The organism is Aquitalea sp. FG25, assembly GCF_057809375.1.
Genome location: NZ_JBMDJV010000020.1, coordinates 1 through 20,487, shown reverse-complemented (window position 1 = coordinate 20,487; position 20,487 = coordinate 1). Strand labels below are relative to the sequence as shown.

General features: G+C 48.3%; 17 protein-coding genes. 11 read left to right on the top strand and 6 right to left on the bottom strand.

Features of this window, described 5'->3' with window-relative positions:
- Positions 1-127 precede the first annotated feature (127 nt).
- Positions 128-2,311 (bottom strand): methyl-accepting chemotaxis protein, encoded by a 2,184-nt coding sequence (locus tag ACODR9_RS17105; protein WP_488810604.1) that lies wholly within the window; start codon positions 2,309-2,311, stop codon positions 128-130.
- A gap of 327 nt (positions 2,312-2,638) precedes the next feature.
- Entirely contained in the window at positions 2,639-2,767 is a 129-nt protein-coding gene (locus ACODR9_RS17100; RefSeq protein WP_488810603.1) for a hypothetical protein, read from the bottom strand.
- 1,025 nt (positions 2,768-3,792) lie between these two features.
- On the opposite strand from ACODR9_RS17100, the gene ACODR9_RS17095 reads away from it, so the two are divergent.
- The 9 genes from ACODR9_RS17095 to ACODR9_RS17055 all read left to right on the top strand — a co-directional run bounded on the left by ACODR9_RS17095 (position 3,793) and on the right by ACODR9_RS17055 (position 10,978).
- A complete protein-coding gene (locus ACODR9_RS17095; protein WP_488810742.1) occupies positions 3,793-4,833 on the top strand; it encodes a tyrosine-type recombinase/integrase in 1,041 nt (346 codons plus the stop codon).
- A 204-nt stretch (positions 4,834-5,037) separates the two neighbouring features.
- Positions 5,038-5,667 carry a hypothetical protein gene (locus tag ACODR9_RS17090; protein ID WP_488810602.1) on the top strand — a complete coding sequence of 210 codons (630 nt, stop codon included), beginning with the start codon at positions 5,038-5,040 and terminating at the stop codon, positions 5,665-5,667.
- The gene (locus ACODR9_RS17085; protein WP_488810601.1) at positions 5,660-5,905 is read left to right on the top strand and encodes an AlpA family phage regulatory protein; all 246 of its coding nucleotides are present in this window, start codon (positions 5,660-5,662) and stop codon (positions 5,903-5,905) included. The genes ACODR9_RS17090 and ACODR9_RS17085 overlap by 8 nt, the downstream gene beginning before the upstream one ends.
- The gene (locus ACODR9_RS17080) at positions 5,892-6,422 is read left to right on the top strand and encodes a DUF3987 domain-containing protein (protein ID WP_488810600.1); all 531 of its coding nucleotides are present in this window, start codon (positions 5,892-5,894) and stop codon (positions 6,420-6,422) included. Before ACODR9_RS17085 ends, ACODR9_RS17080 begins: the two co-directional genes overlap by 14 nt.
- On the top strand, positions 6,340-7,347 hold the full coding sequence (locus tag ACODR9_RS17075; RefSeq protein WP_488810599.1) for a DUF3987 domain-containing protein: 1,008 nt from the start codon (positions 6,340-6,342) through the stop codon (positions 7,345-7,347). The genes ACODR9_RS17080 and ACODR9_RS17075 overlap by 83 nt, the downstream gene beginning before the upstream one ends.
- 182 nt (positions 7,348-7,529) lie before the next feature.
- Positions 7,530-8,939, top strand: a complete 1,410-nt coding sequence (locus tag ACODR9_RS17070; RefSeq protein WP_488810598.1) for a hypothetical protein — start codon at positions 7,530-7,532, stop codon at positions 8,937-8,939.
- Positions 8,940-9,178: 239 nt separating this feature from the next.
- Positions 9,179-10,276, top strand: a complete 1,098-nt coding sequence (locus ACODR9_RS17065; protein WP_488810597.1) for a YagK/YfjJ domain-containing protein — start codon at positions 9,179-9,181, stop codon at positions 10,274-10,276.
- 71 nt (positions 10,277-10,347) lie between these two features.
- Positions 10,348-10,656, top strand: coding sequence for an H-NS histone family protein (locus ACODR9_RS17060; RefSeq protein WP_488810596.1), 309 nt, complete (start codon positions 10,348-10,350; stop codon positions 10,654-10,656).
- Between the two features lie 97 nt (positions 10,657-10,753).
- Positions 10,754-10,978 (top strand): hypothetical protein, encoded by a 225-nt coding sequence (locus ACODR9_RS17055; RefSeq protein WP_488810595.1) that lies wholly within the window; start codon positions 10,754-10,756, stop codon positions 10,976-10,978.
- Positions 10,979-11,193: 215 nt separating this feature from the next.
- On the opposite strand, the gene ACODR9_RS17050 is transcribed toward ACODR9_RS17055, so the two are convergent.
- From ACODR9_RS17050 to ACODR9_RS17035, 4 genes are all read right to left on the bottom strand, one after another.
- Positions 11,194-12,153, bottom strand: a complete 960-nt coding sequence (locus tag ACODR9_RS17050) for an IS5 family transposase (protein WP_488810594.1) — start codon at positions 12,151-12,153, stop codon at positions 11,194-11,196.
- A 667-nt stretch (positions 12,154-12,820) separates the two neighbouring features.
- Positions 12,821-15,871, bottom strand: coding sequence for an efflux RND transporter permease subunit (locus ACODR9_RS17045; protein ID WP_488810593.1), 3,051 nt, complete (start codon positions 15,869-15,871; stop codon positions 12,821-12,823).
- Positions 15,868-16,962: an efflux RND transporter periplasmic adaptor subunit gene (locus ACODR9_RS17040; RefSeq protein ID WP_488810592.1), complete on the bottom strand. Its 1,095-nt coding sequence runs from the start codon at positions 16,960-16,962 to the stop codon at positions 15,868-15,870. Before ACODR9_RS17040 ends, ACODR9_RS17045 begins: the two co-directional genes overlap by 4 nt.
- Positions 16,959-18,383 carry an efflux transporter outer membrane subunit gene (locus ACODR9_RS17035; RefSeq protein WP_488810591.1) on the bottom strand — a complete coding sequence of 475 codons (1,425 nt, stop codon included), beginning with the start codon at positions 18,381-18,383 and terminating at the stop codon, positions 16,959-16,961. The genes ACODR9_RS17040 and ACODR9_RS17035 overlap by 4 nt, the downstream gene beginning before the upstream one ends.
- Positions 18,384-18,453: 70 nt before the next feature.
- Here ACODR9_RS17035 and ACODR9_RS17030 point away from each other — a divergent pair, with 70 nt between their 5' ends.
- Positions 18,454-19,392, top strand: coding sequence for a LysR family transcriptional regulator (locus ACODR9_RS17030; protein WP_488810590.1), 939 nt, complete (start codon positions 18,454-18,456; stop codon positions 19,390-19,392).
- A gap of 411 nt (positions 19,393-19,803) precedes the next feature.
- Positions 19,804-20,466, top strand: a complete 663-nt coding sequence (locus ACODR9_RS17025; RefSeq protein WP_488810589.1) for a DUF932 domain-containing protein — start codon at positions 19,804-19,806, stop codon at positions 20,464-20,466.
- The last annotated feature ends 21 nt before the right edge of the window (positions 20,467-20,487 follow it).

The window sequence follows — 20,487 nt, the reverse complement described above, 5'->3', positions numbered from 1 at the left end:
CAATGCCACCCAGCCGGGTGGCATTTTTATTGCGCCCGCCGTGTCGCCAGCAGGCAGATGTTTTGATGATGGCCTCCGCTCAGCCCCCAAGCTAGGCCGGGGGCTGATGCTACGCGCCTTGCTGCGCCTAGGTTTTCACGCGATAGTCCTTGATCAGATCATGTACCAGCTTTGCCTGCGAGGTAAGCTGCACCGCAGTGGATGCGCACTGCTCGGCATGCGTGCTGACTGCCTGCGTGGCATTGTCGATCTGATGCAAGCCCAGGGTAATTTCTTCGATACCGCTTACCTGCTCCTGCGATGCCAGGGAAATGCCCTCTACCAGTGCCGACAACTCTTCGGCACTGGACACAATTTGCCTGAGCGAGTCGGACGTTTTATTCGCCACATTAACGCCGACAGCGGTCTTGGCACTGGAGGACTGCACCAGCTTGGCCACCTGCTGCGCCGCATTGGCGCTGCGAATCGCCAGCGAACGCACCTCGTCGGCAACCACGGCAAAACCACGTCCGGATTCCCCGGCGCGGGCCGCTTCAATCGCCGCATTCAAGGCCAGCAAATTGGTTTGCTCGGTAATGTCGTTGATAGCCTGAATGATTGAGGTGATATTGTCGCCAGAGGCTTTTATCTCCTGCATTGCAGTCAGCATTTCACCCATCTCGCGCGCACCATTCAACGCAGCCGTATGCGAAGTCTGGGAAATGCTTCTGGCCCGCACAGCATTGTCGGCATTGTTTTTGGTCTGGGAGCTGATCTCCGCCATGGCAGTACTGATCTGCTCGATCGAGGCCGCCGAACTACCTGCCCCCTCGGACAACTCCTGACTGAGAGCCGACATGTCCTTAGCGTTTCTGTCGATGGCCCGGGCTTCGTTCTGCAAATTGCCGATCATCCGGTTAAGGTTTTCCACCATTTTCTGCAGCGCCTTGCCCAGTTGGTCGGATGGCGAAGTCAGCTTGACGTTGCAATCCAGATTACCCTGGCTGATCTGCTCGGCAAGATTCACCTTTTCCTGCAGGCTGTCGGACATGCTGTTCAGGGCAGACGCCAATTTGCCCACCTCATCACTTGAAGCCACGGTCAGCCGGGTGTCAAAAACGCCATCTTCGATGTTCTGCGCCATTTCAGCAGCATCCCGGATTGGCTTGGCAATGCGCCCCGACATACGCCACAGAAACACGCTGGCCAGCACAACGATGGCAATACCGATGCCAATCTGCAGCAGGGTGGTAAAGACAGAACGACTGGTAATGTCATGATTGAGCGCATTAACCTGTTCCAGCACCACATCCTTCGGCACCTGAATCAGCACTGCCCATGGCTTTCCGGTTTTCCCCAGCGGAATGGGTGCCAGCGCATTCATGGTATTGGATGCATCATCGGTCCAGGTCTTGGACTTACCGGTCTGGATGTCGGCAAGCAGGCCCTGGGCATTTGCCTCGCCCACTTCGGGGGTGAAAGGCTTGCCGATCAGGTCTGGATGCGCACTATCGGCCACCACCAAGCCGCGATCACTCAAAATCAGCAGTTTGCCCTTGCCCTCATACAGTGACTTGTTGGTTTCCTGGCTGATTTTCTGTACGAAGTCCAGGTTGTAGTCTGCCCCGGCCACCCCCATGAATTTGCCATTGATGATGATGGGCACTGACATGGTCGCCAGAAAGACGCTCTTGCCTTGCACGATGTATGGCAAAGGCCCCAGTACGCTTTCCTTGCTGCTCGCTTTCGGTCCGGCATACCAGCCGCCCTTGGGTACCCCGTTCGGATGCAAGGCATCCGAGTCGTACTCCACCAGCGGCTGTACCGCAATGGCACCACTCTCGCTTCGGGTCCAATACGGCGTAAAACGCCCGGTCTGGGGATTATTGCCATTCCCGGCAGCGGCGTTCTGGCCATCCCCGCCGTCCACCGCGTTCGGCTCCCAGCATGAATAAGTGCCGTTAAATTCAGGGTTGCTCAGCAAAACGTTATGCAAAATCGCATTCAGCTGCTGACGCCCCATCGGCAGGCTGCTTTTTGACAATGCAAAGGTATGCGCCATGGTGCGTGCCGCATCCAGTGCCAGATCAAAGCGCGCCTGGATGGCACCGGCCTGGGCGGAGGCAAGATTGCTCAACTTGGCTTCGGTTTCCGTGCGGATCAATTCATTCATCCGCCCGTTAACCATGCTTTGGGTCATCATCGACGAACCAACATTAATCGTTAGCAACACCACGGAACTGATGACCAGGGCAGCGCCTGCCGCAAGCGCAATGCGCCCCTGGACTGACTTCAACCCCACTGCTTTGACTTTTTCTTTTGTTATTTTCATACCAACTCCCTGTTATTAAATATCCCCGGCAGAGCAATAGAAACCCAAGATACGGCTGCCTCGAATGATCGCCATTCACCACCAGCCGATGCCGTTCTATCCACTCTGTTGTTCACCCAGCAGTACATACACTTGAAACTCAAACAAGCAGAAATCCATCTCACACCCATGCCATACCGCAGCCGGCGGCAGATACCGACACATCACCACACACTGATCAAAACACAAGCGTCTTACAAGAAAAATATCCGCAATAATCTCCACCACCACAACGCCATTTGATCAACATCAAATGCAAGTCATCATTTATTTTCCCACCCCCTGCCATCACACACAGCCCAAGGGCGATTGCGGTGGAGAAAAGATGCAAACCATCAGGCTCATGCCAAAATTCAAGGCTGGCAAAGCAGCCTTGGCATCAATATGCAGACTAGTTAATTCTTCATCAGTTTCCATACAAACCAGCATCACACCGATGACAAATATCAACTCGCTGCAGTTTAAATTTTTCTGAGGGCATCATTTTTAGTTAAGCCAGCCACAGCCACCTTAAATCAAATACAATAGCTATTTACAACAATCACCCCGACAGAATAAATGAACAACCCAGGCCAACGCATAGCACAGAACATTTCACTTGGTGAGCAAAGTGTAATGCGCAAACAAAAAATCGATATCAAAAAATGAACTCACGCAGACAAAGCCGTACAAAAACCGGTGAAAAATCAAGATGATTCAAAAATAATACATAGCACACATATTCCCATAAGCAGCACCGACAACCATCTACTACTTTAGTATTATTCCCCCACGAGCATCACCATGCTTGCTGCGCACCGAAATAGAGCGAGACGTACTCGCATTAAGCAAATGGCTTAATTAATCAATAAATATTAATGACGATGAAATTTATGGTGAAAATATCACCACTTAAGAAAACCTAATCACCAAATAACGGCAGCCAACGGAGAAACACAAGAATATTTGCAGACGTGACACCGACATGCCTGGCTACCACGTGGGCACACACCATCATCAAGCAAGTGGCACAGAGAAAGCATCAACAGAAGGCAGCACCAGTCAGTGCCGAAAAGAGAAAGCAGCAGGCGATAGATCTATTGCATCCCGAACACAAACAAAAACCCTCATCCGTTTTCCATGCCGTGGCAAGAAAAACAAATGAGGGTTGGTTCTAAAGCGCGTAGTGCAATGTCTTGGCACTGCGCGCTGACAGCAACTACCGATTAAAACAACTTGGAAATATCCTTGGCTTCCCAGTGCGGGAAACGAATTAATATTTTTTTATTTCTAACATCAGCATGTTATGTTAATAATATTAATCAACGGGGGATCATTTGGGGGTACAAAATGACTCTATTGGAGAGGGGTGCAAAATGACTTTCCTTCAGTACCTAGCCTGTTGCTCCATAATTGCAACATCGTCAACGATAGACAGACCCCAAGTAATACCCTTGCCCACCATGATCGGGGTAGCTATAGCGGAAGTAGAAAAAATTGCTCAGAAATTACGAGCATGGCTTGCTCAGGGCCTAGCCCCCCTTGCCGCAAAAGAACCATCACCAGAAGTCCAGCCAACACTGACATTCCGCGAAGCAGCAGAACTTCTTCATGCCGATCTGAAGCCAGGCTGGAGAAATGCAAAGCACTCTGCACAGTGGATAAACACGCTAGAAAAGTTTGCATATCCAACACTGGGCAATATGCCACTAGACACAATTGAGCCACGCCACATCGCTGATGTCTTGCGCTCAATCTGGCTTGAGAAAGCCGAGACTGCCAGCCGAGTTAAGCAACGCCTGCATGCAGTGATGGCTTGGGGCTGGGCGCACGGACACAATCAGTCCAATCCAGTTGATGTCGTGACGCATCTTCTACCTCAGCAACCAGGCAAGACTGCTCGAACTCAGCGCCAGCCAGCCATGCCATGGCAGGTACTTCCCAAGTTTTATACCGATCATTTCAAAGCAAGAAAAGCTTTCGACGCGACACGCTCTACCCTGCTGTTCCTGATTCTGACAGCAGCACGCTCAGGCGAGGTCCGAGGCATGACCTGGAGTGAGGTCGAGCTGAAACAAAAACTGTGGGTCATCCCGGCAGAACGCATGAAAGCCAAGGTTCAACATCGAGTTCCACCGAGTGATACCGCGATTGAAATTCTTCGTGGGCAGCAAGGATTACATAAAGAGCTAGTCTTCCCCTCCCCTCGCGACGCTATCGTTTTGTCAGACATGGTCCTGACTTCATTCCTACGACGTGTTCAGGCAATCAGTGATGTCGAGGGGCGAGTTGCGACGGCACACGGATTTCGCTCCAGCTTCCGTGACTGGTGCAGTGAGAATGGCTTTGCTCGGGATCTGGCAGAACGTGCACTAGCGCATACCGTGGAAAACAAGGTTGAAGCGGCCTACCACCGTACGGACCTGCTTGAACAGCGACGCCCGGTGATGGAGGCATGGGCAGCATTTATCGCTATTGATCATGACGACCAAGTGGCGGGCTAGCCTAACAGAAATACAACACCCCGCGCAGCAAAGACATTGTCATTTACTCATTAAAAACAAGACATTGATTAGCAGATGGCATATCGAACCCTTACTAGAGCATGCAAACTTGTTCGAACGCCTTAACAGGCCAGCAGGATGCGGAGTAGTGTAAAAAAGGCCAGATTAGCTGGCCCTTTCTACTTCAGCCGAACAGGAGTGAGCATGAACCACACCGTGACAGAAGAATTTTTAACACAGCACCACCTCGCACTTCACTACCTCGATCAAGGTAGCGAGATAGTCGACTCAATGGAAAGTCGGTGGCAAGCATACCAAGAACAAGCCGTGGAAGCAGATTTCGTCCCTAACTTATCAGAAAAAGTAAAGGACGTTGCCAATCAACTTGTTGATCACTTTAAAAAAGCAAAACAGGTTTTAGAACCTATCGTTAGCTATATAAAGAATTACAAGCAGATCGCAAATCTCTGTGCTCGTGTTTCGTTGGGTATAAAACGTACTCATACTCATCGCACTCAGCGCAGCACCCGCCGTAGCACAACCAAGCGTGCAAAACCATCAGGTTCATCCGACTCCGATGGAGGCCCCTCTGCGTCAGACTCATCTGATCGATGCAACCGCTGCAATACCCTCTGCTACACCCCTCTGCTGTACTCCCCTAGATGTTCAAGTAACAAGTTCACCACGCTTTGTACTCCAGCTAGCTATCGTTTTATCTATAGCCATGTGCACTACCGTATCAGCATCTTTTTAAGCTGGTTCACCTTTTCTGTTTTAAGAAAAATTCTGATCGACATTACCACCTGGCATTACGTGGGGGTAAATCATGTCTAATCCTCATGCCGTCGTTCAAGTCCTACGAATTAGCGATGTTATCGCAATTACAGGTTTATGCCGCTCATCTATTTACAATAAATTAAATTCTAAAAGCCCATACTACGATCAAGATTTTCCCAAACCATTCAAGCTTGGACTAAGATCAGTTGGCTGGCTAGAAAGTGATATTAAAAAATGGATTTTAGAAAAATCAGAATATTTTTCGAAAGCGGAGAGCTTAAATGAAAATAAATAATGGCTATTTAAACGAGCTTCAACACAACTTCCAACCACTTCTTCAAGGCTATGAAATGGAAAAGAAAAAATTCCCACTTCAACAGCTACCACTTATAGCTTCTGATGCAATTGATGAAGCACATCATAACACCGGCGTCAGCAAAGAGTTATTTGCTCTTGTAACTCTGGCAGTCATGAGCACCGCAGCCCAAGGGTATTATAACGTGAGCCCGACACCTGGCTTTACAAGGCCAACAACCATAAATATCACAGGAATTGGCGAGTCAGGCACAGGAAAAACTACGGCGATTGAAATACTCTTCAAGCCAATTTTCGAGTACGAACAAGAATTGGACAAGAAATATCAAAAAGAAAAGGAAGAATACAATGCAAACCTAGCCGTATGGGATGCCATAAACAAAAATTTAAAAAGAACAGTTACGCAAACTGGAGATGAAAAAACCACCAATAAATTCAAAGAGCACCAACAAAACAAACCAAAACCACCAAGGAAAAAAATCTATCACAGCCAGTGACTACTCCAATGCTGGACTCATCAAGGAGCTTAATAACAACCCCAAAACAGTTACACTAATCTCAGCGGAGGCTACTGAAATATTTAACAGTAATGAATTTAAAAACCCAACACTACTACTAAAAGCCTGGGGAAGCGAAAGTTTAAAAAAAACACGACACAATATCGAGAACATCAGCCTTAACGAATATCGACTATCCCTTACAGCCCTGATAAACAAAACACAATATGATCAATTCAGATCCGGGAATGGGAAAAACTCAAAGGAAATGGGATTAGATGCAAGAATTTTTTTTATGGAAATTACAGAAAGGAAAAAATCACCATCCACAGCAAAATACAAAGAAGAGAAATTAAATACCTTTTACTCATTCACAAACAAGCTACTTGATAAGATATTTAATGACAATAACAATGCCTCAGAAAGAAAGTGCTTGAATTTTTCAAAAAATGCGTCTGCGCGTTGGCATCAAATTATAGATGAAGTAAATCGTGAATGTGAACCAGGCGGTTATTTTGAACACCATCATGAATATGCCGCAAAGCTGCCTGATAATATCGCCAGAGTCGCAGCGCTTCTTCACATATTTGATCAGTATTCTGGGGAAATAAGTCAAATAACATTAGATCGAGCAGAGGAAATCTGCAGCTGGTTCGCTGATGAATTCATTGGAATATTCCCTCAGCAACACGACCATACCACCCTACAAAATCAGGCTGAAAAACTACTGCATTTCATTATTTCAGAATGCCAAAAATTAGGAAAAAATGACATACCTTTCAATCGTATCCTTCAATACGGTCGCGGCATGCCAAGAGATAAAATCGAAAGAAATAAAGCTGCCGAGTACTTGAAACAGCAAGGCCTGGTCCACCAGTACAAGATCGGAAAGACAGAATATATAACACCATACGTCTTGCCATAGACATTTAAATTTAGCCACTACACCAAGCCGTCCTCTGCCCTGCTATTTTTGCTATTCCTGCTATTTGTAGCAGGAATAGCAAAAATAGCAGGGTGTAATAATCAACGAAACGCAGTCAAAGCAATAGAAAAGCCACTGATTGATAGTTAGAAACACAGCACTAAACCAAAAAGGAATTTTCCATGAAATACATGACCGGTCCACATCGCAAAGGCAATGGGAATAACACCCAGAAGAAGGAAATTTTAATCACCCCCCATCCGTACACAACTCGCTTCAACAATTCAGCAGGCATTTTCCCAACAACAGCAAACATGAACATGAACATGAACATGCCAAACAATCATTACTGGGGAAATTTCACACCGCAGATAACAAATTCTTTTAATCAAAACATCAATATGCCATTAAATCCACCGCTTGTAGAAAGTACGTGGAAGAATGACATCTACACACCCAGCAACATATACAACAGCATGGAGTACCAAATAATTCATGGACCCGAACACAATATAAAACATCAACAGCATCAACCCGCCCCATCTATTGACAGCTTTTCAATTTACTCCATCGACACTTATTTAGTACAAAAAAAATCAGAAAATGAAAAACCAACAATTATGATCCCGGATCACAATCAGATCTACTACGACCTGAAGCACTTACAAAAAATCTCCAAACAACTCGGCATTGGAAGTGAATATTTTTTTCAAATAGACGAATTACAAAACAGGGCTACATTCATTAAAAATGACAAGCATAAATTAGCTTACAATGCACTATCAAATCGGATTAGTTTACGGCTTATTAAAGAAAAGCTGCCATACATGCAACTGCATCCGATGCTTATCTTTCTACATGAAACACTTTCCAATGAAGAATGGCTTGGATACCATCCTAATCAGATCATGTCTAATGGCGAACTGGCAGCAACTCACTTTGACCGATGGCTTGACAAGTTTCGTACTTACTTAAGAAAGCCCACAAACGAAGAGAAAATTACCGATTGGGAATATGAACCCAGTAAGCAATACAATGACACCGTGGCAAAATTTAATTTGATGCTAAAAAACACGGATCATACACCTACTATATCAAGGCTTGATCTCAGCACAGTCAGCCAACCTTTTAACACGAATGATCTACGTCTCTTGTCCGACTCGTTAGACGATTTATTGAAAGGCATTCGTAACAAAAAACTGCCAGCGACTATCCATGGCTTCATTTGGCACATTCAATATCTAGAACGAAAAGGGTTCTACTATCACTGCATGATCTTCTATACCGGCACCGATAACGAAACAGAGAGTGAGATTATTGAAGAAGTAATGGAGTACTGGAAATACACCATCTTGAGAGGAAAGGGAACAGTATCCAATTGTGAAGATGAATTTTCGCACTATCGTAAAATGGGAATAGGAACTCATGATTTTTCAAACAAACATGATTTTGATCAGTTTTGCAAAAACGTATTGCCGATGTACAGCCTGATTGATCAGGACTTTCGACTACATGTCCCAGATGCACTATTAGAAATAAACAACATCAAAAAACACAAGTTACAAACAGTCGGCTCATGGTTCAAATATTAAAACCAATCAATTTAACTAGAAAATAAGCATGTACATACCAAATTGATTTTTTAATGCACTTGCAAAAATAAAACTCAACAAATAAAGGGAAGCAACACTACAATCAACCCAATATCACCACAAGAATAATGTGGTATATATTTATTATTGCATTCAACCTGCATATATATAACTTAATTAATATTACCATTAACAACTGAATACTTATAAAACCAGAAACAAACCTAAGGGTGTAAGAAATGAAAAAGTCAACAATCAATAGAGACAATTACACTCTGTCACCAGGAGGAAATTTAGAACTGAGCTTATGTAAATCCAACTACCCTCTTCTTCAACAACAAGTTGGATGCCTTCTTGCCAGCCATATCCTTACCTATAGCAGAACAATTGAACTAGCTGAATGGCTTGCTGCAGCAGCCTTACCTATCTTCATCATTAGTAATAATGTGACGTCGTTAGCACATGTCACAACCACCAATCCTGACTATGTAGATCATGCAGGCAGTCTAGTCAGCACTCCCCGACTCCATTACTTCACAAATGCATTTCCTGATGTTTTCATACATCCTCTTGTAGAACTTCTAGTCGCAAAGCTAGATGTGCTAGAATGCCGCTCTATGGGGATAGGTAGCGTACTTCCTGATGGCACAGTGGTAGCTGAACATTTCAATCACGCTATTGAAACATATCAGCGTGAAGCTTTATCGCCTTACATTCAAAAACAATTGGCTATCTGGAATGCAATGCGAAGCAATAGCTATGCAACAGCTAAACGTTTTATTCTGTCATGCAAACAGGTAGGCTATCCACGCCTACTGGTTATTCGTATCGATCTCTCTATTCGAGATCAACACCAGAAAAGCTGTAGTGCTATTTCCTTTAGTCAATACCTACGCAGCCTATGGGCGAATCATCGTCATATACCAAAGATCTTTAAGCACTGCTTGGGATGGATATGGTCAATTGAATATACAGAAGAATGCAACTATCATGCTCATTGCATTTTTATCTTTGATGGGAATAAAGTTCAGAACGACTGCTACTATTCAGATCAGATAGGACAATACTGGATTAAGACGATTACTGACAACAAAGGAAGCTACTACAACTGTAATCGTGACAAGCGGAAATACCTGCAATGTGGCTTAGGGAAGGTAGATCTTAGAAACCCTAAGAAACGCCGCTATCTACTTGAGCGAGCTCTACCCTACCTGGCCAAGGAAGATATCCAGATCGCATCAGCAATAGCCCTGGATGGGGCTGCAATGGGCATTACCAAACCGAACATCAGAACCTTTGGCTGTTCTGCACAATTGAAACCTAAATTAACTAGATAGCGGATTATTTATACTTGACTTGGTGAGTAGTGCCTGCTGAAATACAGACAAACCTTCCCATGGAAACAAAAATGAATCTATCTGAACTGAGCTTTACTGAACTGCAAGAACTGTATGCCAAAGTCGTTACTGCCATCGAGCAGCAACAAGCGGCTGAGAAAGCTGAAGCGAAGAAGCAGATCTTGGAACTGGTTAAGCTGCATGGCCTGAGCCTGGATGACGTACTGAACAAAGCGACTGCTGCTGTGCGTAAGCCGGTAGAAGCCAAGTACAAGAATCCGAATGATGAGTCCCAGACATGGACTGGTCGTGGTCGTAAACCGGTATGGGTACAGGCACTACTGGATGAAGGTTTCAGCCTGGATGATCTGGCAATCTGATCGTACTGTATGCCAGTAAAAAAGCGCTCCATAAGGTAGCGCTTTTTTTATTTAATGGTGCCTATCCTATGTGACCATACAACCCAAGGAGAGCACTATGTTTACGTTCATCAAACGGTTAATCACCCGATTCAGACCAAGACCCAAGCCGTTTACATCTGACATCATCGTAGGCTATCAATGTTCCAATTGCGAAATGAGCCAAGAGCTATTTGAAGCGTTTGAACGCCTTGGTCGAGTACTGATCGAACATAGAAAGAGAACCAAGCCAGAGGCGGGCTCTTCTGTACAAACAGCGGCAGACAAGAACAATCCGTGCTAACAACTGACGCATTAGCGCCTACATGTCGCTATCTATCTCCACTCACCAGTAAAAGAGCTATTGCTCTTCTCTTAGGAAGGTCTGATTAAGCCTGCATTTTGCTGAGCCAGAGCACATCCAGGGGATGTGCCAACCGATCAGTAAACCAATTTGGCTAGTACCGACAAAGATGAATACCCACAAGGCAATGGAAACCAGGCCTTTGTCTTTACATTTCAGCCAAGCAGCGTCTTTCTCGCCTGCCAGAGATTGGATAGCGCGAACAGCATGTACAGCTGGGACGTATTTTTGGAGAGACCTTTGTATCTGACTTTGCTGAAACCAAACTGCTGCTTGATCACCCGGAATGGATGCTCAACCTTGGCACGGATCTTGGCTTTCACCTTTTCAACGGTCTCAGCCGAGCGGTCATCCTCACTAGTTCTCAGCACTTTGCGCCTCCCCGGACGCATGGCAATCCACCAATTCACACTGCGGTTTTCATGCTCTGTACGTTTTTGCACGCCGATATAACCGGCATCGGCAAAGACGTCGGTTTCTCTGCCATGTAACAGGTGATCGACTTCAGTCACGTCGGCAGTATTGGCCGGCGTGGTGTGGACGTGATGAACCAGGCCTGACTGCGCATCCACGCCAATATGGGCTTTCATGCCGAAGTACCACTGATTGCCCTTCTTGGTCTGGTGCATGTCCGGATCGCGCTCACCCTTGGCATTCTTGGTGGAGCTGGGCGCATTGATCAGGGTGGCATCGACGATGGTGCCTTGCCTGAGCGTCAGGCCTTTGGCAGCGAGATGCTGGTTGATGGTGTGAAACAGCGCTTCGGTGAGTGCGTTCTTTTCCAGCAGATGGCGGAAGTTGAGCAGGGTAGTTTCATCCAGAATTGCTTCAATATTGATCTGTGCGAAATGCCGCATGGAGGCGATTTCATATAGGCTCTCCTCCATGGCTGGATCAGACAGGGCGTACCACTGTTGCAGGCAATAGATGCGCAGCATGCTGGATAAGGGATAGGAACGACGGCCATTGCCGGGTTTGGGATAGAAGGGTGCGATGGCGGCTTCCAGTTTGTCCCACGGCATGACCTTGTCCATTTCGGCCAGGAAGATTTCCCGGCGTGTCTGCTTTTTCTTGATGGTCAGTTCGAGATCGGTGAAGCTCAGTTGCTTGTTCATCGCGACTTCTCGGTGTGGTGGGATGATAGATTTTAACGGGAAGGCCAGGACTTCTTCAGAGATTCCCTAGCAATCTGATCCTACCTAATATGGGCATAAAAAGCGCTACTCCTGCAGCACTTTTTATGCATTTAATTTTACCATAGCAACTACAATTATTAATATTAAAAACAGCGGTTAACTAAATATGCACATGAGCATATTTGCCTAACTTAACAGATTCACTGCTTTCCAGTTAGAAAATAAAAAAAGCCCGGCATTGCCGGGCAAATGGTGCTTACACTCTTGGAGGAATGAAAACGGCCAAGATAATTATAAATAATTTCGATGCGATCAATTACTAATTTAATTTTATTTTCATTTCTTTTCCATTTTAGCAGTGCCAAAACTTCCGTTTCCAAAGAAATAAGGAGATGAAGTAAATCTCACAATTATAGCAAGTTATTTTTTAATGAATCGCTCTCAATATTTGACAATACTTGAAATGCGGCCTCTTATAATTCAACACTAGAATACTCCATCCAACTATTACTTCGTACTAATTTATTCGCATTTCCTGCAGTGGATACTATGCATGGAACCACTATCCACTAGTTTAATGCACTAAAAGCATTCAAATAAGAACTGCTTTTTTAAAGTCAATACTTCTTTAAATGTCTGGCAAGGTCTACTTTGAAAATTTGCTAGTCATATAGCATTTTAAGTCGTCGACGTAGGTGAAAACCACAGGCACCACAAGCAGACTCAGCATGGTCGAGGTTAACAACCCACCAATCACGATAATGGCCATGGGTTGGCGGAAGCTTGGGTCTGCCCCCATTCCCAGGGCGATAGGTAGCATGCCGGCCCCCATGGCAATGGTTGTCATCAAAATGGGGCGCGAGCGCTTATGACAGGCATCCAGCAGAGCATCCATTCGTGACATTCCATGCTGACGACGGGCCACGATGGCGTACTCAACCAGCAAGATAGAGTTCTTGGTGACAATGCCCATCAACATAAGAACCCCGATCACCGCTGGCATGCCAAAGCTTCCACCGGTCAGTAGCAATGCAACCAGCGCACCAACGATTGCCAGAGGCAGCGCTACCAAAATGGTTCCAGGTTGTAAAAAGTCATGGAACAGCAGTACCAGTACGCAATAGACACACAGAATGCCGATTGCCATGGCAATACCGAAACTGCCCATCATTTCGCTCATGTTCTGCAGCTCACCCTGCCCGACCTGATGTACACCCTGCGGCAGGTTACGCATCCCGGCTAGCTTGCGGACTTCCGCCATAACATCGCCAAGTGCGCGGCCATTCAGCTCTACAGTTAGCGTGACATTACGGTAACGGTCGATACGGTCGAGCTGTGACGGCCCGCTGCTCATGCGTATGTCAGCGATACTTGCTAGTGCTACCTGACCATTTGTACCGGCAACACGTAACTGGCTGATCCGGTCGATATCCATTCTCAAGTCGGCAGCATTGCGCACCCTGACATTAATCTGCCTTTGCGGCAGGTTTAGCTTGTTCAGGCTGGATGAGTAATCCCCATAGGTGGCAAGACGTACCACATCACCAATCGCCTCAGAGGTCACCCCCAGTTGAGCTGCACGGGCATAATCGGGAGTGATATGAATTTCTGGTCGTTGTAGTGCGGCTCCAGAAGTGACATTTCCAACCCCCTTAAGGGTGCGCATATCATGCTCCAGATTACTGGCGGCACGCTCTAGCGCTTCTGCATCATCGCTGGCTAGCGTCACCTGAAGCCGTTCGCCGCTATTACCGCGTCCTACCGTTATCTTGGCTCCAGGAATGCTGGCCAGACGCTGACGCATCAACCCCTCAACAACGGTTTGTTTGCGGCGTTCACCGCGCGGCTTCATGTCTACGGTGAGGGTTGCCGTATTCACTGACGTGCTGGATGAGGTTTCCAGCCCACTACCACTACTGGCGGTACCGACGGCAGAAAATACATGCATTACATCCGGAAGGCTAAGTACTGCGCGTTCCACTTGATGGGCAACTGCAGCGGTTTCTTCCAGCGTACTTCCCGGTGCCAGCTCGATGGAGACTTGTGACTGCCCATCATCCATAGCAGGCATGAAGGCTGTTGATAACCACGGCAATAAAGCCAGGGAAGAGATGAAAAAGACACCGGCAGCCAGAATGGTACGACCACGGTACTGTAGACAGCGTCGTACCCAGCCCAGATAACGGGTCATGAGCGGCCCATCAGCCTGTTCATGTGTGTGCTGATCTGCACGCATGAAATAAGCAGCCATCATTGGGGTCAGGAGCCGTGCCACCAATAGGGAGGCCAGAACGGCAGCCGATGCGGTGATGCCGAATTGTCGGAATAACTTGCCGGGAATGCCACCCATGAACGCAGTAGGCAGGAATACGGCGACCAAAGTCAGCGTGGTGGCTACGACAGCCAAGCCGATTTCATCCGCAGCTTCCATGGCGGCCTGCAAAGCCGATTTACCCATGTTGCGATGGCGAGCGATATTCTCTACTTCAACGATCGCATCGTCGACCAGAATGCCAATCACCAGTGCCAATGCAAGCAGTGAGATAGTATTCAGGCTGAAACCCATCCAATCCATAATGGCAAAGGCCGGGATGATGGAAAGCGGCAATGCGGTGGCAGAAATTAAGGTTGCACGCCAATCACGCAAGAACAGCCACACGACAATGACTGCCAGAATGGCGCCCTCTAGCAGCAAATGCATCGAGCCGTCGTAGTTGTCTACGATAGGTTCAACGGTATTGCTGATTTCACTGATTTTGACCTGGGGGTGTGCCTGCGCAAATCGACTCACTGCCTGTCGGATATCAGCCCGAATCGTGACATCGGAGAAGCCTTTTTGTCGTGTCACTTCAAAGCCGATTACCGGCTTGCCATCCACAAAGGCAAGTGTGGTTCGCTCTGCATGGTTGTCACTGACGCGGGCAATCTGATCTAGACGAATGCGCGTACCACTGGAAAGCGGAATCTGAAGTGCTGCAATTTCGCTGGCCGTATGTAAGGCGGCAGGCACTCGGAATGACTGAATTCCACCGCCCAGTTCGGCACGCCCGCCAGAGTTATTCTGCTGTACGGCACTCAGTTGAGTCTGGATATCATCCACACTGACCTTAAGCCCGGCCATCATGGCAGGTATCAGCTCAACCTGGACTTCGCGATCAACGCCACCAAGGCGATCGACCGAGGCCACACCTTTAACAGATAGCAAGGCCTTGTTAACGTCATTGTCCACAAACCACGACAACTCGTCTTCCTTCATACCTGGAGCTGACAAGGCATAGGTAATCAGAGCTTTGCTGGCAGCAGTCACCTTGGATACTGTTGGTGTACTCATTTTGGACGGCAAATTGGCCTTGACTGCGTCCACTGCATTACGCACCTCGTTCAGCGCTACTTCACTATCCTTATCGATTTCAAAGGACACACTGATTGAGGCGGAGCCTTCCGTAACTGTTGTCGTGATGTGATCCAGCCGTGGCAGAGAAGCCAGCTTGTCTTCGATCTTGCGTGCAACTTCTGTTTCAAGCTGTTCCGGAGCGGCGCCTTCCAACGATGCTGAAATATTGATGGTTGGCAAATCCATATCCGGGAAATCCTGAATGCTCAACCGATGCCAGCTGTAAAAGCCAACAATTGACAACAGGATGAATAGCAGAATGGCAGGTACCGGATTGCGAATGGACAGAGCAGAAAAATTCATCGACTGCCACCGCTCACTGTTACCAGATCACCGTCGGCCAGATAGGCAGCTCCTGCTTTTACAATACGTGCATCTGCCTTGATGCCAGTTACAGCAACCCGCTGCTGCCGTGTCGTCAGCACATTCACGCGTCGGCGGATTACCTTGTTACCAGAGCCTAGTTCATACACGTAGCTGATACCATCGTGATACACCATGGCTGACTGCGGCAGGGTAATTACGCTTTGTTCACCTGCTTGCAAGTATCCGCTGGCAAACATGCCGGCTCGGGCTCCGGCAGGCAAGCTGACATAGACGTAGGCACGGCCAGTGGACGTTGATAACGTTGGTGCACCTAGACGTACCTTGCCCTGCAGTATCGTGCCATCAGGCAGGCTGACTTCGGCAACACTATCGGGATGAATTGCTGACAACTGCTTTGCATCAACCTCTGCTTGCCATTCCAGCTTTCCCTGTCGCTGCAAGCGGAACAGTTCAGTCCCTGAACTCACAACATTGCCCAGCAGGGCACTCTTGCTGGTAATAATGCCGTCATCGACAGCCACGATGCGAGTTTGCGACAGAGTCACCTTTTCAGCATCCAGTTGTGCCTGTGCTTGTGCCAAACTGGCCTGTGCAGTTTGCTCGGTAATCTGGTAGTCATTGATTTTCTGCTCCGACAGAGCACCGCTCCCCTTGATTTGGCGAGCCCGCTCAGCATCACTGTGAGCCTGAGCCAGGGTGGCACGAGCCGATACCACAGCAGCCTCGTAACGACGGATATCAGCTAACACACTGTCTCGTGCCAGTTCGGCCAGTAGTTGACCGCGCTTCACCTTATCACCAATTTCGGCATGCAAAGCAGCAATACGTAATCCACCGGTTTCAGCGGCCATGATGGCTTCTTGCCAGGCAGCAATATTGCCATTTGCTGCCAAGCGCATCTGCCAAGTGGCACTTTCTGGTCGCACCAGTTCAACGGCCATCACGGCCTTGGCCACAGCAGGCTGCTGGGCTTGAGCAGGCGCTACTGAGTGGATCTGCCAGAACACGCCCCCCATCAGTAACAAGCCACCGATTACGACATAAGGGTAAGAAATCTTTTTATTCACTTCTGCTCTCCTTGCGGGGCCAGCCAACCACCACCCACCGCTTTATAAAGTGCAATCCAGTACTCCAGACGGCTTTGCTGCAACTCCAGCAAGCTGATATCTGCACTGATACTGGATCGACGCGCACTTTCGATATCTAGTTGACTGCTACCACCTACTTTCTGATATGCCAATTGGGCATTCAGATAGGCACGATAACCATCAGCGCTGCGCTTGAGCGCCGCTTCTCGGGCGGCCATGTTGTCCAGTCTTACCAATGCTTGTTCGACCTCCTTAACTGCATCAGTCACGACTTGACGGTAATTAGCCAGCGATTTGTCGTAATTGGCCTTCGCTGTTTCGATACCAGCACTGATGCTGCCGCCATCAAACAGGGGTAATGAAAGGCTGGGTCCAAATGACCACGGGGAGGTCAACGCGCTGCCAACAGAACGTGAAAGCTCGACACTGCCGCTGAGCGAGAGTGTGGGCCAGCGCTTGGCCTCGGCAGACCCTATCAGGGCCATGGTGGAAATGAGCTCTTGCTCCGCCGCTACGACATCTGGTCGCTGGCGCAGTAAATCAGCTGGCACACTGTTTACAAGTAAGGCCTCGGGTTGTGGTAGCTGCCCATCACCTTGTTCTAGCGTGCGACGCAACACCGGCTCCTGCATGCCAGTCAACGCCACCAACGTCTTCACCAGAACCTCACACTCAGTGTGCTGTGACAAGGCCGAAGCACGGGTACTTGCAGCAGAGGCATCTTCCAGTTGTGCATCTGCTAGCGCTGTCAGTCCGGCACGCTGTGATACCCAAGTCAGCTCGGTGGTCTTGTCCTGTGATGTTGCCTGGTTCAGGTAATAGGCCTTCTTTAGCTGGCATATCCGGTAGTCGACATAGTCGGTTGCTACCTCAGCTGCTAATGAAACTCGGGCATCATGCCAGTCAGCCAGACGTGCACGAATCAATGCGGTATCTGACTCCACTGCTCTTGAGGTTTTACCGAAGAGGTCTAGCTCCCAGGAAGCATCTAGAGTGCCACTATTGGTACGGGTCACCGTCTTGCCACCACCCGTTGTGGTGCTTTGGGTATTTGAGTTCTGAGCAGATAAGGTCAGGCTGGGCCAAAGTCCTGACTGATCTGATTGGCGTGTCGCTCGGGCACTACGGATTGCTGCAAGACCCTGTGCCAAGGTATTACTGTTATGTTCAGCCTGTTCTTGAAGAGTTTGCAGCGTGGGGTCATTGAACTGCTGCCACCAGTTGCTGCTCTGGGGCGTGCGCTTTGTTTCAGGAGTTGGCGCATGCCACTGTGGTGACAGGTCCATCTTTGGCCGCTGGTATTCCGGCCCACTGGCACAGGCCGCCAGACAAAGGCAGGCAAGAAGCGGTATGCATATGGTCAATCTCATGGAATTCGAATGCAAAAATAAGCAATTCATAAGTCTACCCCTGTTCTAAATGCATTAGAATCCACATCAAATTGAATTCATTACTGCAGAAAATCGAACAATGATTGATAAGATACGCAGCATGATGGTGTTTAGCCGCGTTGCCGAAAGTGGCTCATTTCGTCGAGCTGCAGAGCGGCTGGGTCTGTCCGCCTCCGTTGTCAGCCATCATGTGGCACAATTGGAAAAAGAACTGGGTGTACAGCTTCTTTATAGATCGACCAGACATGTTGTCCTGACCGACAAGGGTAAGCACTTTTTCGACTCGTGCAGAACGATGGTGGAAGCCGCTGAAGGTGCGCTAGATACGCTAAATGATGAAACAATAAAGGGGACGCTGCACGTGCAGGTTCCAGGACCATTTTCATTGGGGCCATTTGTCGATGATGTAGCCGCTTTCTGCAGGCTATACCCCGAAGTAAATATGCAACTGGAATTTGATGACACCCCACGCAATCTGGTACAGGAAGGAATTGATGTGGCCATTCGCATGGGACAGCAACCAGACTCCTCTCTCATTTGCCGGACACTGCTGTCAAACACGCATCACATTTATGCGGCACCATCCTACCTGGATCAATATGGTGTGATAGAAAGTACGGACTCCTTACTCAGCGCCTACTGGATTGGCATGAGTAACCAGAGCGAAATCGAGCTGTACAGTGAAAATAATGAAACGATAATCCTCAGGCCGAATTACAAGATAACCGTAAACAGTTTCATCGCCATGCAGCAACTGGCCAATGCGGGCATGGGTATTATCCACCTGCCTGAAATCCTTGCCACTCCGGCAGTTCGTAAAGGAGAGCTGGTGAAGATCATGCCAGAATGGCGCCTGAGGGACGTATGTCTCTACGCGGTATTTCCGTCCAGAAATCTGGCAAATTCTCCTGCACGAAAATTCATAGATTTTATTAAAACGAACATGACACACATGCATGAAGCATCTGATGAGGAAAGTTCAACTCCCCTCGCCAAGACTCCACCAAAAGCCCACTGAACGTCACCAATTTACGCAATCCCCACAAAAATTATAGATATTCAGTTTACGCTGGCTTTGTTAATGGTATGGACGCCCCCCTGGCCGGCTTGCCCGATGAGATAGTCGGGGGTGTTACTGACAAAGTGGCCCACCATGACAATCAATACCATTGGCCTGAATCTAGCCAAACAAGTTTTCCAAATTCACGTCATTGATGAGCGTGGCCAGATAAACTGTTCAACTGCCGGTCAAGCAGCCCGGTAAGCTGAATGGCAGCAATCGCCGAACGACAACCAGCCTGGAAGAGAATGTAATCCATTTTTTTTCAGCCACATATCACTCCCTTGAACCCGCACAGCGACACCCACTCTGGGTGTCTTTTATGCCCTCGCCCCAGCTGAGTCTGGGGCGTTTTCATTGGAGTGATCTATGTCCCATCTCATCGAATCCATGGCCTTTGTCGGGGCCACGCCCTGGCATGGTCTGGGCAATCCGCTTTCTCCCCAGCAACCGCTGGAAGTGTGGCTAACGGAAGCCGGTATGGACTGGCGTATCGAGCAGAGTGATGTCTTGTTCAACGTCGCTGACGACGGCATGCACATCCGGCCGTTTGCTGATTCCAAGGTGCTGTATCGGTCGGATTCATTGGCACCGCTGTCGGTGGTGTCGCCGCGTTACAAGGTGGTACAGCCATCTGAAGTACTGGAGTTCTATCGCGACCTGGTCAGTGCCGGTGGCTTTGAACTGGAAACCGCTGGGGTATTGAAAGGTGGGCGCAAACTATGGGCACTGGCCAAGACCGGGCAAGAAGCACTGCTCAAAGGCGGAGACCGGGTGAAAGCCTATCTGCTGTTAGCCACCAGTTGTGACGGCACGCTGTGCACCACCGCCCAGTTCACCTCGGTACGGGTGGTGTGTAACAACACCTTGCAGATGGCGGTGAAGGACCGTACCGGTGCGGTGAAGGTGCCCCACTCCACCGTGTTTGATCCGCAACAGGTAAAAGATGCACTGGGCCTTGGTTTGTCGGCCTGGGATCGCTTCATCGGCAACATCAAGCTGAATCGCCCCGGCTTCTCTAGACACTCTTGAGCCGTTGGAAATATTGCTTCT

Coding starts and splice junctions, on each gene's coding strand:
- ACODR9_RS17035 (WP_488810591.1), bottom strand. CDS start 18,383: ATGAATTGCTTATTTTTGCATTCGAATTCCATGAGATTGACCATATGC.
- ACODR9_RS17055 (WP_488810595.1), top strand. CDS start 10,754: ATGTTTACGTTCATCAAACGGTTAATCACCCGATTCAGACCAAGACCC.
- ACODR9_RS17100 (WP_488810603.1), bottom strand. CDS start 2,767: ATGGAAACTGATGAAGAATTAACTAGTCTGCATATTGATGCCAAGGCT.
- ACODR9_RS17070 (WP_488810598.1), top strand. CDS start 7,530: ATGAAATACATGACCGGTCCACATCGCAAAGGCAATGGGAATAACACC.
- ACODR9_RS17025 (WP_488810589.1), top strand. CDS start 19,804: ATGTCCCATCTCATCGAATCCATGGCCTTTGTCGGGGCCACGCCCTGG.
- ACODR9_RS17060 (WP_488810596.1), top strand. CDS start 10,348: ATGAATCTATCTGAACTGAGCTTTACTGAACTGCAAGAACTGTATGCC.
- ACODR9_RS17105 (WP_488810604.1), bottom strand. CDS start 2,311: ATGAAAATAACAAAAGAAAAAGTCAAAGCAGTGGGGTTGAAGTCAGTC.
- ACODR9_RS17075 (WP_488810599.1), top strand. CDS start 6,340: ATGAAAAAACCACCAATAAATTCAAAGAGCACCAACAAAACAAACCAA.
- ACODR9_RS17095 (WP_488810742.1), top strand. CDS start 3,793: ATGATCGGGGTAGCTATAGCGGAAGTAGAAAAAATTGCTCAGAAATTA.
- ACODR9_RS17085 (WP_488810601.1), top strand. CDS start 5,660: ATGTCTAATCCTCATGCCGTCGTTCAAGTCCTACGAATTAGCGATGTT.
- ACODR9_RS17045 (WP_488810593.1), bottom strand. CDS start 15,871: ATGAATTTTTCTGCTCTGTCCATTCGCAATCCGGTACCTGCCATTCTG.
- ACODR9_RS17065 (WP_488810597.1), top strand. CDS start 9,179: ATGAAAAAGTCAACAATCAATAGAGACAATTACACTCTGTCACCAGGA.
- ACODR9_RS17080 (WP_488810600.1), top strand. CDS start 5,892: ATGAAAATAAATAATGGCTATTTAAACGAGCTTCAACACAACTTCCAA.
- ACODR9_RS17090 (WP_488810602.1), top strand. CDS start 5,038: ATGAACCACACCGTGACAGAAGAATTTTTAACACAGCACCACCTCGCA.
- ACODR9_RS17050 (WP_488810594.1), bottom strand. CDS start 12,153: ATGAACAAGCAACTGAGCTTCACCGATCTCGAACTGACCATCAAGAAA.
- ACODR9_RS17030 (WP_488810590.1), top strand. CDS start 18,454: ATGATTGATAAGATACGCAGCATGATGGTGTTTAGCCGCGTTGCCGAA.